General features: G+C 35.9%; 19 protein-coding genes. 16 read left to right on the top strand and 3 right to left on the bottom strand.

What is annotated here, in order from left to right:
• Window positions 1–73 precede the first annotated feature (73 nt).
• Both C3L23_RS08095 and C3L23_RS08090 read left to right on the top strand, forming a co-directional pair.
• On the top strand, window positions 74–370 hold the full coding sequence (locus C3L23_RS08095) for a hypothetical protein (RefSeq protein ID WP_127681615.1): 297 nt from the start codon (window positions 74–76) through the stop codon (window positions 368–370).
• The gene (locus C3L23_RS08090; protein ID WP_127681613.1) at window positions 371–562 is read left to right on the top strand and encodes a hypothetical protein; all 192 of its coding nucleotides are present in this window, start codon (window positions 371–373) and stop codon (window positions 560–562) included. It begins immediately after the preceding gene.
• On the opposite strand, the gene C3L23_RS08085 is transcribed toward C3L23_RS08090, so the two are convergent.
• Complete coding sequence (locus tag C3L23_RS08085) at window positions 559–1,977, bottom strand: aldehyde dehydrogenase family protein (RefSeq protein WP_127681611.1); 1,419 nt, start codon at window positions 1,975–1,977, stop codon at window positions 559–561. The genes C3L23_RS08090 and C3L23_RS08085 overlap by 4 nt on opposite strands.
• An 88-nt stretch (window positions 1,978–2,065) precedes the next feature.
• Here C3L23_RS08085 and C3L23_RS08080 point away from each other — a divergent pair, with 88 nt between their 5' ends.
• The 5 genes from C3L23_RS08080 (at window position 2,066) to C3L23_RS08060 (ending at window position 6,847) form a co-directional block, all read left to right on the top strand.
• The gene (locus C3L23_RS08080; protein ID WP_127681609.1) at window positions 2,066–2,980 is read left to right on the top strand and encodes a branched-chain amino acid transaminase; all 915 of its coding nucleotides are present in this window, start codon (window positions 2,066–2,068) and stop codon (window positions 2,978–2,980) included.
• 65 nt (window positions 2,981–3,045) lie between these two features.
• Entirely contained in the window at window positions 3,046–4,116 is a 1,071-nt protein-coding gene (locus C3L23_RS08075; protein WP_127681607.1) for an SPFH domain-containing protein, read from the top strand.
• A gap of 8 nt (window positions 4,117–4,124) precedes the next feature.
• A complete protein-coding gene (hisIE, locus tag C3L23_RS08070) occupies window positions 4,125–4,784 on the top strand; it encodes a bifunctional phosphoribosyl-AMP cyclohydrolase/phosphoribosyl-ATP diphosphatase HisIE (RefSeq protein WP_127681605.1) in 660 nt (219 codons plus the stop codon).
• Window positions 4,781–5,335 carry a DUF2393 family protein gene (locus C3L23_RS08065; RefSeq protein ID WP_246831060.1) on the top strand — a complete coding sequence of 185 codons (555 nt, stop codon included), beginning with the start codon at window positions 4,781–4,783 and terminating at the stop codon, window positions 5,333–5,335. The genes hisIE and C3L23_RS08065 overlap by 4 nt, the downstream gene beginning before the upstream one ends.
• Before the next feature lie 108 nt (window positions 5,336–5,443).
• Window positions 5,444–6,847, top strand: coding sequence for a DEAD/DEAH box helicase (locus C3L23_RS08060; RefSeq protein WP_127681603.1), 1,404 nt, complete (start codon window positions 5,444–5,446; stop codon window positions 6,845–6,847).
• Between the two features lie 185 nt (window positions 6,848–7,032).
• On the opposite strand, the gene C3L23_RS08055 is transcribed toward C3L23_RS08060, so the two are convergent.
• Window positions 7,033–7,428, bottom strand: a complete 396-nt coding sequence (locus C3L23_RS08055) for a PaaI family thioesterase (protein WP_127681601.1) — start codon at window positions 7,426–7,428, stop codon at window positions 7,033–7,035.
• A gap of 25 nt (window positions 7,429–7,453) precedes the next feature.
• Entirely contained in the window at window positions 7,454–8,077 is a 624-nt protein-coding gene (gene bioD, locus C3L23_RS08050; protein ID WP_127681599.1) for a dethiobiotin synthase, read from the bottom strand.
• Window positions 8,078–8,141: 64 nt separating this feature from the next.
• Here bioD and C3L23_RS08045 point away from each other — a divergent pair, with 64 nt between their 5' ends.
• From C3L23_RS08045 to C3L23_RS09720, 9 genes are all read left to right on the top strand, one after another.
• Window positions 8,142–9,449 carry an APC family permease gene (locus C3L23_RS08045; RefSeq protein ID WP_127681597.1) on the top strand — a complete coding sequence of 436 codons (1,308 nt, stop codon included), beginning with the start codon at window positions 8,142–8,144 and terminating at the stop codon, window positions 9,447–9,449.
• Entirely contained in the window at window positions 9,442–10,497 is a 1,056-nt protein-coding gene (gene flhB / locus C3L23_RS08040; RefSeq protein ID WP_127681595.1) for a flagellar biosynthesis protein FlhB, read from the top strand. Before C3L23_RS08045 ends, flhB begins: the two co-directional genes overlap by 8 nt.
• A gap of 230 nt (window positions 10,498–10,727) precedes the next feature.
• Window positions 10,728–11,675, top strand: a complete 948-nt coding sequence (locus C3L23_RS08035) for a bifunctional oligoribonuclease/PAP phosphatase NrnA (RefSeq protein ID WP_127681593.1) — start codon at window positions 10,728–10,730, stop codon at window positions 11,673–11,675.
• A 55-nt stretch (window positions 11,676–11,730) separates the two neighbouring features.
• Window positions 11,731–13,059 (top strand): M23 family metallopeptidase, encoded by a 1,329-nt coding sequence (locus tag C3L23_RS08030; RefSeq protein ID WP_127681591.1) that lies wholly within the window; start codon window positions 11,731–11,733, stop codon window positions 13,057–13,059.
• An 18-nt stretch (window positions 13,060–13,077) separates the two neighbouring features.
• A complete protein-coding gene (locus C3L23_RS08025; RefSeq protein ID WP_127681589.1) occupies window positions 13,078–13,605 on the top strand; it encodes a septum site-determining protein MinC in 528 nt (175 codons plus the stop codon).
• Entirely contained in the window at window positions 13,602–14,480 is an 879-nt protein-coding gene (gene lpxC / locus C3L23_RS08020; protein WP_127681587.1) for a UDP-3-O-acyl-N-acetylglucosamine deacetylase, read from the top strand. The genes C3L23_RS08025 and lpxC overlap by 4 nt, the downstream gene beginning before the upstream one ends.
• On the top strand, window positions 14,461–14,916 hold the full coding sequence (locus C3L23_RS08015; RefSeq protein WP_127681585.1) for a hypothetical protein: 456 nt from the start codon (window positions 14,461–14,463) through the stop codon (window positions 14,914–14,916). Before lpxC ends, C3L23_RS08015 begins: the two co-directional genes overlap by 20 nt.
• 11 nt (window positions 14,917–14,927) lie before the next feature.
• Entirely contained in the window at window positions 14,928–15,809 is an 882-nt protein-coding gene (thrB, locus tag C3L23_RS08010; protein WP_127681583.1) for a homoserine kinase, read from the top strand.
• Window positions 15,810–16,076: a DUF448 domain-containing protein gene (locus C3L23_RS09720; RefSeq protein ID WP_127681581.1), complete on the top strand. Its 267-nt coding sequence runs from the start codon at window positions 15,810–15,812 to the stop codon at window positions 16,074–16,076. It abuts the gene before it with no gap.
• Window positions 16,077–16,080: the final 4 nt, after the last annotated feature.

Below are 16,080 nucleotides of genomic sequence, written 5' to 3'. Positions count from 1 at the left end.
TACCTGTAACCATTTAAAAACCGGACAAATAACCATAACAAATATACTAATAACCAACATATGAAAGGAAAACATGAAAACAATAGTGCTTGTTAAAGACGGAGAACTTGCCGATTATCCCGCGGATATTTTAGTAAACGGGGAAGTAAGAAAAAGCTATAATCTTGAATTTGAATGTGAAAAACTTGGAATTAAGATGGTAATAGGGCGTTCGATGCCTTCGGATGTAATTAAAAAACTCAGGGATAATGGTATAATATTTATGAAAATAAATTCTTTAGAAGAGCTTGAAGATTTGGATTTAGATATAACATTTCCGGATGAATTTAAAAACAGACGCGGATGGAAATGCGGTAAAAAAGGATTTTAAATGGAAAAACTAAATAAAGCAATAGAAAAAATAAAAAATGACAAATCATTAAACGATTTTGAAAAAGAAAACGCAATAAATCATTTAAAAGAATGGTATGAAGAGAAAAAAAGTATTTCATATATAGAAGAAAAACTGGAAGAAATATGGGAAAAAATTCTTCCGATTTTAAATGAAGCGGGGCTTATTTAACGGATTACGATAGATTTTATTTCCGTCATGTCTTCAATGGCATATTTAGGACCTTCTCTTCCGATGCCTGAGAGTTTGACTCCTCCGTAAGGCTGGATGTCAAATCTTAAAGTCGGAATGTCGTTTATTATAACTCCTCCCGCTTCAAAGTCGTCAATGGCCCTGTTCATCAGATCCACTCTGTTGCTGAACATTGAAAACTGAAGTCCGTATGGAGAATCGTTCATTTTTTCTACGGCTACTTCATAGGAAGGAACTTTTACCAAACTTACAATTGGAGCAAAGACTTCTTCGCATACAACGTTCATATCATCGGTTACGTCGGCCAATATGGTAGGTGAGAGTATATTGCCTTCCCTTTTGCCTCCGGCTATTATTCTCGCACCTTCGTTTACGGCGCTTTGAATCCATTTTTCGGCTCTTATTGCAGCTTCTTCATTAATTAACGGTCCCATAAACGTATCTTCTTCAAACGGGCTTCCGACTTTAAGTTTAGAAGCTTCAATGCCAAGTTTCACCGCAAATTCTTCATATATTTTTTCATCTACGTATATTCTCTGCAGTGATATACATACCTGTCCGCTGTTTGCAAACGCTCCTATTGCGCAGCGCTTGGCTGCCCAGTCCAGGTCCGCCGTGCTTTCCACAAACGTAGCGGCGTTTCCTCCGAGTTCAAGCGTTACTTTTTTAATTCCTGCGCTTTGAAGTATTATTTTACCCACAGGTACACTTCCCGTAAAAGATATTTTTCTCGGAATCGGGCTTGTAACAAGAGCGCTTCCGACCTCGGCATCTCCGTATACGACGCTTAAAGCGTCTTTTATCGCGTATTTACTTTCTATAAAAAGTTTAGCAAAAGCGTATGCGGTATAAGGGGCTTCGGGAGTAGGTTTGAGCACCACGCTGTTTCCGGCTACCAGAGCGGGGGCAAGTTTGTGGGCTACGAGGTTCAGAGGGAAATTAAAAGGTGTAATCGCAACCACAACGCCTACAGGCACTCTTTTATAAAACGCGGTAGTTTTAAATCCGCTCTCAGTTGCATCCGTAGGTATAGTTTCACCTACTATTCTGTAGCCTTCCGCCGCACAGATTCTAAGGTTTTCTATACATCTTTGAACTTCCACTTTTGACTGGGAGATAGGTTTAGCCACTTCAAGCGTTATATATTCGGCAAATTCGTCTTTTCTTTTTTCAAGTCTGTCTGCGACATCTTCAATCCATGCTATTCTTTGATGAAGCGGCGAATTTTTAGTGTTTTTGAAAGCCTCTTTTGCGGTTTCAAGGGCTTTTTTTGCATCATCAGCGCTGCATTTTACATATTTGCTGGTTACTTTTTTGGTGTAAGGATTTACTATTTCTCCAAGCTCTCCGTCAAATTCTTTTGAGCCTATCAGTTTTTTGGCTATCAGTTCCATTTTTGCTCCTTATAGGGTTGTAAAAGTTGTATTTATAGTAATAATATCAAATTTTTGATAAAATTAGCCCAAAAAAGGATATATAATAATGAATGAAGCAAAACTGATTTGGATGGATGGCGAGTTTATTCCTTGGAATGACGCTAAAGTTCATGTTTTAACTCATACCCTGCATTACGGAAACGGTGTTTTTGAAGGAACAAGAGCTTATCAGACAGAAGACGGTCTGGCTATCTTCAGACTGCAGGATCATACGAAAAGACTTATAAATTCGGCAAAAATAGTAAAAATCGATGTTCCTTTTTCTCAGGAAGAGCTTGAAGAAGCACAGCTTGAACTGCTAAGAAAAAATGATTTTAAAGGAAACGTTTACATCAGACCTCTTATATTTTTAGGTTACGGTAAAATGGGTCTTTATCATATCGGCGCACCTGTTCATGTTGCGATTGCCGCATGGGAGTGGGGTGCATATCTTGGAGAAGAAGGACTTGAAAACGGAATCAGGGTAAAAGTTTCTTCTATTACAAGAAATCCGGTAAAGGCGAATTTTGGAAAAGCAAAAGCGGTTGCCAATTATTTAAATTCGCAAATGGCTAAATACGAGGCTATTGAAGCGGGATATGAAGAAGCGCTGATGCTTGATGACGAAGGGTTTATTGCCGAAGGAAGCGGTGAGTGTTTCTTTATAGTAAGAGACGGTGTGCTGATCACTCCTCCAAACGACAACTCACTTGAGTCAATCACTCAGGCAACTGTACTTGAACTTGCAAGGGAAAGAGATATTCCGGTTGAGAGAAGAAGAATTACAAGAGATGAAGTTTATATTGCCGATGAGGCGTTTTTTACAGGAACCGCTGCTGAAGTTACTCCAATCAGAGAGGTTGACGGAAGAATTATCGGAAGCGGTAAAAGGGGAGAAATTACAAAAGAACTTCAAGAAGCTTATTTTGACGTTGTTTACGGAAGAGATAAAAGCTATAAACATTATTTAACACATATATAATAAAAAAAGGTTAAAATCTCAAATAAGAGATTTTTAATCTTAATTTACAAATAAAAAGGAATTTAATGCCAGCAGATTTAAATGGATGGATGAACGATAAAAATAACAATAAAAACGAAAATAAGTTTGAACCTCCCAAGTTTGAGCCTCCTAAATTTATTCAGGGGAACAGCGGTTTCGGAATTATAATAATAGCTGCTATATTTATAATAGGCCTGCTTTTTAAACCGTGGGTTGTAATTAATTCTGGAGAAGTCGGTATTTTGGCAACTACAGGTAAATTTGAACAAAAACCTTTAATGCCGGGACTTCATTTTTTTGTACCAGTAATACAAAAAGTATATGTAGTGGATACTAAAGTTCATATGATTAATTATAAAAGAATAAGCAATGAAGCAGGAAGCATGGCGGACAGATACGGCACTATAAAAGTATATCCTGCTATTAACGTGCTTGACGCAAGAGGACTTCCGATACTAGTTGAGCTTTCGGTAAGCTACAGACTAAATCCGAACGAAGCAGCCTATACGCTTGAAACATACGGTAAAAACTGGGAAGATAAAATAATCAATCCTATGGTAAGGGATGTGGTCAGAAACGTTATTGGCAAATATCCGGCTGAAGAACTGCCTGTAAAAAGAAACGAAATAGCAACTTTAATAGAAGCGAAAATGAGAGAACAGCTGGCGAAACTTCCTCATAAACCTGTTATTTTCGAAAGTTTTCAGTTAAGGGATATAATTCTTCCTCAAAACATTAAAACGCAAATTGAAAGAGTGCAGATTGCCAAACAGGAAGCCGAAAGAGCAAAATACGAAGTATTAAGAGCAAAACAGGAAGCTGAGAAAAAAGCGGCGATTGCATTAGGTAACGCTCAGGCTAAAGAAATAGAAGCAAAAGGTAAAGCGCAGGCTATGCTTATAGAATCAAAAGCTCAGGCACAGGCGAATAAAATTATAAGCGAATCATTAACCTCGAATTTGCTTAAATTAAAAGCTTTAGAAGTTCAAAAACAGTTTAATGAAGCTCTTAAAGTGAATAAAGACGCTAAAATTTTCTTAACTCCAGGCGGGGCGGTACCTAATATTTGGATGAATATTGACGATAATAAAAAAGTAATATCTACAAATAAATAAGGATTATGATGGTAGATTTCGAAAAAAGCGGGGGTCTTGTTCCTGTTATTGTTCAGGATGCGGATACTAACGAAGTGTTAATGCTGGCTTATATGAATGAAGAAGCTTTAAAACTTACCCAACAAACGGGATATGCTCACTATTTTTCAAGAAGCAGAAATAAACTTTGGAAAAAAGGTGAAAGCAGCGGACATACGCAGGAAGTAAAAGATATATTAATAGACTGTGACAATGATACGATTTTGCTGAAAGTAAAGCAAAACGGAGTGGCCTGCCATACTGGAAGAAAGTCCTGTTTTTTTACAAAACTCGACTCAAATGAAATAATATTGGACAAAGTAAAAGAAATAGAGTATAATTTCATCGACGAACTCTATCATACTTTACTTGATAGAAAAAATGCTAATCCTGAAACTTCATATGTTTCTTCATTATACCACAAAGGTGAAAATTCACTTCTTAAAAAAGTAGCGGAAGAAGCGGCGGAGTTTTGTTTTGCAGTTAAAGATAATGACAAAAAAGAAATTATTTATGAAGCGGCGGATCTCGCTTTTCATACATTAATTGCATTAGCTTTAAAAAATATTCATCCGGAAGCCGTTTTGGAAGAACTTAAAAGAAGAGAAGGCGTAAGCGGGATAGAAGAGAAAAGGAACAGAAAAAAATGATGATTCCTTATTTCACTATACTTCACTGGCTGGACATAGTTTTCTTTTTAGTTTTATTTATATTTTTAATAATAGTATCCATAAAAGCTGCCGGTAATAACAATAAACTGCTATTGAGTATGATATTTGCTTCGTTTGTAGTTACTGCTTTCGGGGCGGTATTAGGGCTTGCCATTTTGGAAAAATATACCAAAAAAGCCGAGCTTTTAAACGTAAAGCAAAGAAGAGTTTTGATCAATGAAACGTTAGTTTTAAAAGGTAGAGTTAAAAATATAGGTAAATTTAAAATAAACTATTGCAAACTGGAAATAAAACTGGTTAATAACGGCTGGGGCGGAGGATTTACCAAAGGAACATTTTTTAAACCGGGAGGTTTGAATATATTCGGAAGCAAAGATAAAAGACAGTCCAGACCTAATACTATTAAAGCGACTAGAGTGATAATAAAAGACGGACTGTTGCCTGGAGAAGTTAAAAACTTTTCGGCAATTATCCCTTATCCTCCATATTTTAAAAACACTTACTTAAACTATAAACTCTACTGCCATTAATTTAGCTTTAAAATAGCTATATAGATAAGTTGTGAAGTTATGAAGCGTATGCTTCAAGGTAAAACAGCACAGTTGTAAATATAACAATATAATAAAATAAGGAAAAAAATGACATTTACAGATTTTAATTTAAAAAAAGAATTATTAAGAAGATTGGAAGAAATCGGTTTTGAGAAACCAAGTCCGATTCAGGAAAAAGCGATTCCTGCAGTATTAGAAGGAAGAGATATCGTAGCTCAGGCCCAGACGGGTACAGGGAAAACTGCGGCATTCGGTCTACCTATACTTAATATGCTTAAAAAAGGTCAAAAAGCATTAATTATTACACCAACCCGTGAACTTGCAATTCAGGTAAGCGAAGAGATTTTCAGATTCGGAAAATATCTCGGAATTCATACTGCAACAGTTTACGGAGGAAGCAGCTATTCAAGACAGATTAATCATATTAAAAATTCGGAAGTAATCGTAGCGACTCCCGGAAGACTTATAGATCTTTTAAGCAGTGGTAAAATCGATATAGCACCTGAATACGTAGTGCTTGACGAAGCGGATGAAATGCTTGATATGGGATTTTTGGACGATATTAAAGAAATTTTCAAATACGTTCCGAGCAGCAGACAGACACTGTTATTCAGCGCCACTATGCCAAAACCGATTTTAAGTCTTGCCCAGACAATTTTAAAAGAACCTGAATTTATTCAGATTACCAAAAAAGAAGTTACAAACGAAAATATTAAAGAATATTTTTATGTGATTGACGAACATGAAAGAAACGACGCTTTAATAAGACTTATCGATTATAAACAGCCTAGCAAGGCTATCGTTTTTTGCAGAACTAAAAAAGACGTTGATTTAGTAGCTGAATTTTTAAGCGGTGTAGGATTTGACGCAAAAGGTCTTCACGGAGATATGGACCAAAGAAAAAGAGAAGAGGTTATAAGAGGATTTAAAGGCAACAGAATCGAAATCCTTGTAGCTACAGATGTTGCGGCAAGAGGACTTGACGTAAACGACGTAACACACGTATTTAACTATCACTTACCGCTAGATCCTGAAAGTTACGTGCATAGAATCGGAAGAACAGGAAGAGCCGGCAAAGAGGGTATGGCGATATCGCTTGTAACGCCTCATGAATTCAGAGCTTTAAGCAAAATTCAGAAAATTTCTAAAATAGAACTTAAAGAGGTTCCGACTTTAAGCGACGTTAAAAATACAGAAATTCAAAAAATTATGGAAAAAATCAGCAGTATTAAGCCTAATGACAAATCAATTGAAATTGTTGAAGTATTGCAAAATGATTTTGACCTGTTTACTATTGCGACAAAATTTGCAAGCATGCTTTTTGAAAAAGAAGCCGACGGAAAAGAGAGAATCGGTAAAAGTCTGAATGAAGCCAAAAGACTTATTGAAAGAAGTAAAAATTCAAAAGGCGGAAACGACAGAGACAAAAAAAGAGGAAGAAGAGGAAACTTCAGAGGCGGTAGATCAGGCGGAAGAGGCAGAAGAAGATAAATACTTCTTTTTCTCTTTTTTGTCTATATAAAGTGTCTGTCACTATTTAATTTTGAATATTGTGTACAGTGTATCATTTAGCTTTATTTATGTTTTTAAAATTAAGATTTATTATGATTAGCATATATATATAATAAAGTATATGTGCTTTATTAAGAAAAAAGAGTAAAAATTAAGGAGCGGGATTATTTTTTTTTCAGTACGTGTTTATCAAGTTTGACACAGCTGAAAATACCTTCAAAAACTTTTATTTCGTTTATGGTTCCTACGACTTTTATCTCTTCTTTTCTTTTTTCTTTCATAATAACTTCACTTACAAATTCCACTACGTCTCCGACTTTTACAGGAGCCATAAATTCGCATTGACTTCTTACAAGCACTACAAAAGGATCGTTAACTGTCGCCATCGCGCAAAAATCAGCCGCTCCGAATGTAAAACCTCCGTGTATAAGACCTTCTTCGTCAACAGCCATATCTTCAGTCGCTTCCAGTCTGACTTTTGCGCTTTCTTCACCTATTTCAATTAACTGTCCGAATTTTTTATTAAATTTTAAATGGGTATTTAATTCTTGAGTTTCCATTTTTTTCTCCTATATAAAATTATATTTAATTTTTTTTCAGTAACTGCTGTGTTATTTTATCTAAATCTTTTTGTATAAATAAGGGATCATACCTTTTCATAAACGGATGCGATATTTTAAAATACTCATTTTCATCAAAAAGATTTACCGCATATGTATAGTTTATGTTGGTTGTCTCCAGATAGTGCTTATTAAGAAGAAAATCGTTAATCATTCCGAGATTTGAGCCTATTACCAGTAAAAGTTTCGCATTAAAAAAACTTAAAAAATCTATCATTTTAAAGCTGTCGGTTACAGGCACAAGCACTCCGCCCGCGCCTTCTATAAGCAGTATGTCGCATAACGGGTTTATTTTATCGTAGGCTTTTTTTATTTTGTCGAAATCGACTTTACCGCTGACAATAGGGGCCGCAGGCAGAGTATGCTGAACGGGAACTATATCATCTATTGTAAGCGCATTAAGTAACGGATTAAGCTCCTTTGCTTTTTCAAACAGTTTTAGCCCGTCTTGAGGAAAATTTTCAACTCCTGTTTCTATGGGTTTCATTACGCCTATTTTATACCCTTTTTGAGCTAAATATTCCATTAGTAAAAGTGTGGAATGTGTTTTTCCTTTACCTGTGTTGTTTGCGGAAATAAAAATATTCATCATCTGCCTTTAATAAAAAAGTGTTATAATAATTATAACAGAGGTTTTATACGGAAGGATTCAAATGAGAAAAAAGATAGGTTTTTTAGAAGCGTTCAGCATCGGTGTCGGCGGAATGGTTGGAGGCGGTATTTTTGCCGTTTTGGGACTTACGATTGATTTGGCAAAAGGTGCGGCTCCGATTGCTTTTTTGGTTGCAGGGATTATTGCCCTGATTACTTCATATTCATATGTAAAACTCTCAATTGCCTATCCGAGCGAAGGCGGAAGTATAGAATTTATAGTTCAGGCGTTTGGAAATAATCTTTTTTCATCGGTTATAAACAATCTGCTGCTGATGAGTTATGTGATTATGCTCAGCCTCTATGCGTATGCGTTCGGAAGCTATGCGAGCGCTCTTTTTATGGGCAAAGAGGTGCTGTGGTTTCATAAACTTATGGCGAGCAGCGTTATAGGAATTTTTGTACTTATAAATTTAATGGGAGCTTTTTTAACGGGAAAAGCTGAAGATTTAATGGTGTTTATAAAAGTTACGATTCTTTTGGTGTTTGTAGCGGTCGGTATATTTACCGCCGATTTTCACAGACTCTCACCCGAATACTGGGAAAGCGGTATTAAAATAATTACCGGGGGGCTGATAATATTTTTGGCTTACGAAGGGTTTGAACTGATAGCAAACACGGCAAAAGACGTTGAAAATCCTGAAAAAACTCTGCCAAGAGCTTATTACAGCGCTGTTTTGTTTGTAATATTTTTGTATGTGACTATCGCGATAGTTACAGTCGGAAACGTAAGTTTTGAAGAGGCAAAAAAAGCCCAGGATTACGTATTAGCCATAGCTACCAAGCCGTTTTTCGGTCAGGCGGGCTTTATTGTCATTTCGGCAGCCGCTCTGCTTTCTACGGCAAGCGCAATAAACGCAACGCTATACGGAGGGGGAAGAGTTGGGTATCTGGTAGCGAAACTTGGAGAGCTTCCCAGCGAATTTGCCAAAAAGGTAAAAGCCGGATATGAGGGAATGATAATTTTAGGACTGCTTTCTGTTATATTCGCGATATCGTTTAACGTTGAGAATATATCAGTTGCTGGAAGTTTCGGATTTTTAATCATATTCGGTCTTGTTAATTATGCAAATCTGAAATTACGAAAAATAACAAAATCAAATTTTGTCGTTCCTTTTATAGGTACTTTATCTTGTTTTATTGCCGCGGCAGTTTTGATTGGATATAATTTTTACAATTCGCCGGAAAGTCTGGTAAGCAGCGCTCTTGTAATAGTGTTTGTTATACTGTTCAGTTTTATTTATTACAGACTGGGTGAAAAAATGCAAAGTATTCTTGATGAAGATTTGAGAAAGGGAATGAATGGCTGACGATTTAGAAAAAACCGAAGAGCCCACCCCCAAGAAAATTGAAGATGCAAGAAAAGAGGGCAATGTCCCTAAATCAATGGAAACAAGCGGTTTTATCGTTCTGTTTGTGGCAATTATAGTAATAATATTTTATCTTAAATATATTACGTTTTACCTTGAGAGGTTTTACAGGTATTATACTTCTTTTGAGGGAGTGGAGCTTACCAAAAACCTGGTGTTTGAAATTATGATTAATTCCGTTTTGAATTTTTTTATTTTAATGGCTCCGCTTTTCGGTGCGGTAGTTTTGGCCGGAATACTCGGAAACGTCATGCAGTTCGGATTTTTGTTTACTACAAAACCGATTACGCCTTCTTTTGACAAAATTAATCCGATAAAAGGAATAAAAAGGCTGTTTTCTGTCAAAACACTTGTAGAAGGCGTTAAAATGACACTAAAGGTTGCGGTGGCTTTTATCGTTGGCGGCTGGCTGTTTATGAAGTTTTTAAACGAAATACCGAAACTGGAGCTTATGAGTTTTTTTGAACAGCTGAAATGGTTTGAAGAAAAAGCTATGGTTATAGTATTTGCCATGCTTGCCGTTTTTCTGGTGTTTGCCACTATTGATTTTATATATCAGAGATATACGTATAAAAAATCTCTGCGTATGAGCAAGCAGGAAATAAAAGACGAATATAAACAAACCGAAGGTAATCCGGAAATAAAAGCCAAAATAAGACAGCTTCAAAGAGAAATGGCTAAAAAAAGAATGATGAGCGAAGTACCCAAAGCCGATGTCGTCATCACAAACCCGACGCATTACGCCGTAGCTATAAGGTACGACAAAACCAAAGACGAAGCACCTAGGGTAATAGCAAAAGGCGTAGACAATCTGGCTATAAAAATAAAAGAAATAGCCAGGGAACATGATATAATGATTGTCGAAAACCCGCCGTTGGCAAGGGAACTATACAAACTCGTCGAAATTGACGAACTTATACCTCAAAAACTTTATAAAGCCGTTGCGGAAGTGTTGGCGTTTGTTTATAAGGCAAAAGGGAAGGTTTAATCAATGGACAATTGAGAATTGAGAATTAAAAAAGCGGGGTCCCTGAAAAGTCGTAAGACTTTTTGAGTGAAGAGAGAATTGAGATAGTGCCAGACTCTGGTAAGCAAACATTTACCTACAAATATATTAATATATTAATTTACCAATATACCAGTTACTTCAAATAGCTCAGTAACTTTAATAACCATCCGCGGTTATAAATGCTATAATTTCAACAAAAAGGCTTTATAATGGATATATATAAACAGATATGGAAAGAAATAGAAAAAGCCGATAATATAATGCTTATAGCACATATAAATCCGGACGGCGACGCACTTGGAAGTTCGCTCAGTTTATATCCCGTTCTTAAAAAAATGGGTAAAAAAGTGACTGTATTCAACGCAACAAAACCTCTGCCCCAGTATCTGGATTTTCTGCCGAATTTCAATAAAGTAACCAATAATCTGCCTAAAAAAATAGATCTTACAATTTCTTTTGACTGCGGCAGTTTTGACAGACTGGGACTCGAAGAAAAACCTTCTTTTTTAATAAATATCGACCATCATGTATCAAATACAAAATACGGTGATATAAACTTGATAGAACCTGATTATGCTTCGACTTCACAGGTTGTATATGATATTTTAAAAGCAAACGGCATTGAAATAGACAAAGACAGCGCACTTTGCATATATACCGCTCTTGTGACTGATACGGGGAGTTTTCAGTATGAAAGCGTAAACGACAGGGTGTTTGAATGTGCGGCCGATCTTGTAAGATGCGGAGCCGAGCCCGATTACGTAGCTAAAATGCTTTTCCAAAGAGACAGACTCTCACGCCTGAGGCTTCTGGCAAAAGCTTATGAAACGATAGAACTGTGCTGCGACGGGAAAGTCGCATTTGTAGAAGTTACTAAAGAGATGATGGAAATAACCGGGGCCATTAAAGACGATACCGATACGATAGTCAACAGTGTCAGGGCTTTGGCGCCTGTTGAGGTTGCATGTATGTTAAGAGAAGATGATGAAGGTATAAAAGTGTCTTTAAGAAGCAAAAATTACGCCGATGTCAGCAAAGTGGCAGTTAAACACGGCGGAGGCGGACATATCAGGGCCGCGGGAGCCACAATAAGAGATGAATTTGATTTTGAAAAAGTAAAAAATATTTTAAAAGAAGATTTAAAAGAGATAGTTTAAGGTATTAACCTCAAATTAACCACTCTTATGTACAATTTTGTTAAAAAGGACGGTTATGAAAAAATTATGGATTTTGATTTTACTTTTAATCGCGGGCGGAGCCGGATTTGTTTATTTTTCACCTATGTTTGAAAAAGTTCCGCCTACCATTAAAATAGAAAGCAACGGATATACCAATCTGAAAAAACCTTTAAAAATAATATTGGATGATGCTTCGGGTATAAAATATTACCGTGTAACCATGATAGCCGGCGGTAATGTAAGCGAGCTTGCGACTCTTACGAATCCTTCTATGGGTAAAGAGGTTGTTTTAAATATTAAGCTTCCTGAGACAAACGCAAAAGAAATTAAAATAAACGTTGTGGCTGTTGATAATTCAAAATGGCATTTTTTTGCGGGTAACGAAGCGAAAAAAAGCATTACGCTTCAGGTTGATACAACTCCCCCTATGACGGAGATTATTAACAATTCATATGCTATCGGAAACGGAGGAAGCGCGGCTGCCGTAGTTAAAGTGGCAGATAAAAACCTGAAATATACGTATATTTTGGTAGACGGTAAATATAAATTTAAACTAACACCGTTTGTAAAAAAAGATTATTATGCGGCGATTATAGCATGGCCTGTATATGAAAAAACATTTGACGCGGAACTTGTTGCTGAAGATAAAGCCGGAAATGTGGTAAAAGAACATATTCCATATTACTGGAGAACGTATAAATATCCTAAATCAAAAATAACTATCAGCGACAGATTTATAAATACGGTGGCAAAAAGAGTTTTGGAAAAAATGAATCTTTCAATTCCTAACGATCCTGTTGCTATTTTTAAAAAAATAAATGAAACTGTAAGAAAAATGAATGAAACGGAAATTCATAACATTACATCAAAAGTTTATGAAAACAAAATAAACGGATTTTCAATAGCCAGATTCAATCCGTTGCCTGGAAGCGCCGTAAGAGCGTACTTTGGAGAAAAAAGATCATATTACTATAAAGGTAAAAAAATATCTTTTGCTATTCATAAGGGAATAGATCTTGCTAAGATAAAAAGAGCCAAAATATATTCAAGCAATTACGGAAAAGTCACTGCGGAAAAATATCTGGGAATTTACGGTAATGTTTTAATCGTATACCATCAGCTCGGACTTTATACATTATACGCCCATACGTCTGTTTACAACGTAAAAGTCGGGGACAGCGTAAGCAGAGGTCAGGTAATAGCCAGAACGGGAGCAACCGGAGCGGTATTCGGAGATCATCTGCATTTCGGTGTTTATGTTCAGGGTTATGCGGTGAACCCTTTTGAATGGATAGACCCTAATTGGATAAGATTAAATATTACAGATGTGATTAACGGAGCTAAAAAAATTATAAACAAATAATTTTAGAGGAGAAAAATTTTGAGGCAGAAAACTATAAGGGTTTTTGAGGCAGATAATTTTGACAATTTAAAAAAAGTGGTGGAAAGTAAATACGAGCTTGTTAAAAACCACTATTTTTTATTAAAGTCTCATAATAAAGAAATAGAAGAGTTTCTAAAAAACAAAAAACTTCCTTTTTTTATACTCAACTCGGATAGTTTTACTCCTGAAAAGGAAATAACGCCTCAAATAAAAGTGATAGAAAAAGAAATTGTAAAAAAAATTAAATCCAAAACCGTTATTTATGATAAAATTATACGTAGCGGAGAAGAGATTAAAAGCGAAGATAATTTAATCTTTTTAAACAGAATAAATGCCGGGGCTAAGATATACAGCAGCGGCAGTATAGAAATTTTTGACGAATGTGAAGGCAGGGTTGTCTGCGAGGGCGATTATATAATCGTTAAGAAAAACGTCAAGGGGACGATTATATTCAAAGGTGCCGATATCGGAACCGTTGATAAGCTAACTTTATTTTCCGTTAATATGAAGAAGGTTTTAGAATGAAACAAAGAACAATCAAAAGAGCCGTAGAAGCCATAGGTATAGGTTTGCACAAAGGAGTGCCTGTCAAACTCAGACTTGAACCGATGGGTGAAAACAGCGGTATAGTTTTTTACAGAAGCGACAAAGGGGTTAGTATACCTTTAAAGCCGGAATATGTCGTTGATACCAAAATGGCTACGGTAATAGGCAGCGAAGGCGCCGTAGTTTCAACTATCGAACATTTAATGAGCGCCGTTTACGCTTTCGGGATAGACAATTTAAGAATCGTGGTGGATAATGACGAAGTTCCTATTATGGACGGAAGCGCCGTGAGTTTTGTTATGATGATAGAAGAAGCGGGAGTTAAAGATTTAGACGCTCCTAAGCAGTTTATGAGAATAACAAAAGAAGTTGAAATAACAGACGGTGAAAAATTTGCAAAAATCAAACCTAACGAAAAAATAGATTTCGATTTTGAAATAAATTTCGACCATCCTGTTATCGGAAATCAGAAATATAAATTTAATTTTTCTACCAAAAATTACGTTGAAGAAATTGCAAGAGCAAGAACGTTCGGATTTTTAAAAGAAGTGCAGTATTTAAGAAGTATAGGTCTGGCTCTTGGAGGCAGCCTTGAAAATGCGATTGTTCTTGATGATAAAAAAATATTAAACGATTCTTTAAGATTTGAAGACGAGTTTGTAAGACATAAAATATTGGACGCTATCGGAGATATGAGCCTTTTAGGGGCTAATTTTATCGGTAGTTATGAAGCAAAAGCGAGCGGGCATCATTTAAATCACCTGCTTACAAAAAAAGTACTGGCTGAAAATGCTTATGAAATAGTTACATTCGAAAAAGAAGGGGAAAAAGCGGTTGCAAAAGCCTTTAGTTGATATTGTTGCAGTTGTTATTTCAAAACCTATGCTTATAGGCGTTTATAAAAATTCACAATTATCGGAAACCATTCAAAAAGAGGGAATGACAAGCGATGTTCTTCCCGAAGTTTTTGACGAACTCTTAAAAAAGTATGAAATAAACTCCATTTCGTATTCGAAAGGGCCGGGGTCGTTTATGGCGATAAAACTGGCTTATGTCTTTTTTAAAACCCTCTCTATTACGAGAAATATCAGACTTTTTGCTCAAGACGGATTTTATTTTAACGGCAACACTCCCATAAAAGCAGTCGGAAACAGTTATTTTGTAAAAAAAGAAGGTATAATTACACTAAAAAAAGATGAAACTCCAGGTACGTTTCATCTGCCAAAGAGGCTTGAACTGAATGAGATGAGTGAAGACGTCGAGCCTCTGTATATTTTAAAAGCAGTGTAAGAAGGGTTTTAATGGTAATAACGGTTCCCGCAACTAGCGCAAATTTAGGTTCTGGATTCGATACGCTTGGTTTGGCGCTGAATTTAAGAAATGAAATAGAAATAACGAAAAGCGAATATACGAATATAGAAATTTACGGGGAAAACGCGGAATATTTAAGAACGCTGAAAAGAAATTATTTTGTAGAAATATTCAGCGACCATTATAAAAATTTAACTGGAAAAGAAGACAGTTTCAGATTTAAATTTAATAATAAAATTCCTCTCTCGAGAGGACTCGGAAGCTCATCAGCGGTAATAATAGCCGCAATTACCGCGGCATACGAAATGGCGCAGGTGCCTTATAAAAAAGACAGAATTATAAATCTGGCCCTTCAGTACGAACCGCATCCGGACAATATTACACCTGCAGCTTTAGGCGGATTCTGCGTTGCGAAACTTAGAAAAAACCGTGTATATTTTTTAAAAAAATTCATTCCGACTTATTTAAGGGCTGTGGTTGTTATACCAAACAGGACAATTTCCACTCAAAAAAGCAGGAATGCACTGAAATCTCATTATTCGCTTAAAGATATAGTTACCAATATATCAAGTTCGTCAATGATTACGGCCGCGTTTTTCAGTGAGAAATTTGAAATATTAAGAAACGTGGTTGAAGACAAGATACATCAGGAAAACAGAATGAAAGCGGTCCCTGAACTTTTTAAAGTCAGGGAAATTGCTCTCAGAGAAGGTGCGCTTATGTCGACTTTAAGCGGCAGCGGTTCGACGTTTTTCAATCTTGCGTATAAAGACGACGCATACAGTATATATAATGTGCTAAGAGATAATTTTAAAGATTTTACCGTTAAAATCTTACAATTTGACAATGTAGGAGTAAAAGTATACAATTAAATGGAAAATGTAAAGTGTAAAGTGAAAAATGTAAAAAAGCCTGTAAGAATGTGCATTGTCTGCCGCAACAGGTTTTTACAAAGCGATCTTTTTCGTTTACAGTGTGAAAATCAAAAGCTTATACCTTTTAAAGGGAAAGGCAGAAGTTTTTATGTATGCAAAGAGTGCGTAAACGAAAAAAAATTTGTAAATTATATATCTAAGATTTGCAAAACGGATAAAGAAAAAGCAAAATCTTACATTTTACATTTTCCATTTTACATTTAAAAAA

This window comes from Nautilia sp. PV-1, assembly GCF_004006315.1.
GTDB classification, from domain to species: Bacteria; Campylobacterota; Campylobacteria; order Campylobacterales; family Nautiliaceae; genus Nautilia; species Nautilia profundicola_A.
This window is presented reverse-complemented; position numbering and strand designations above follow the sequence as displayed.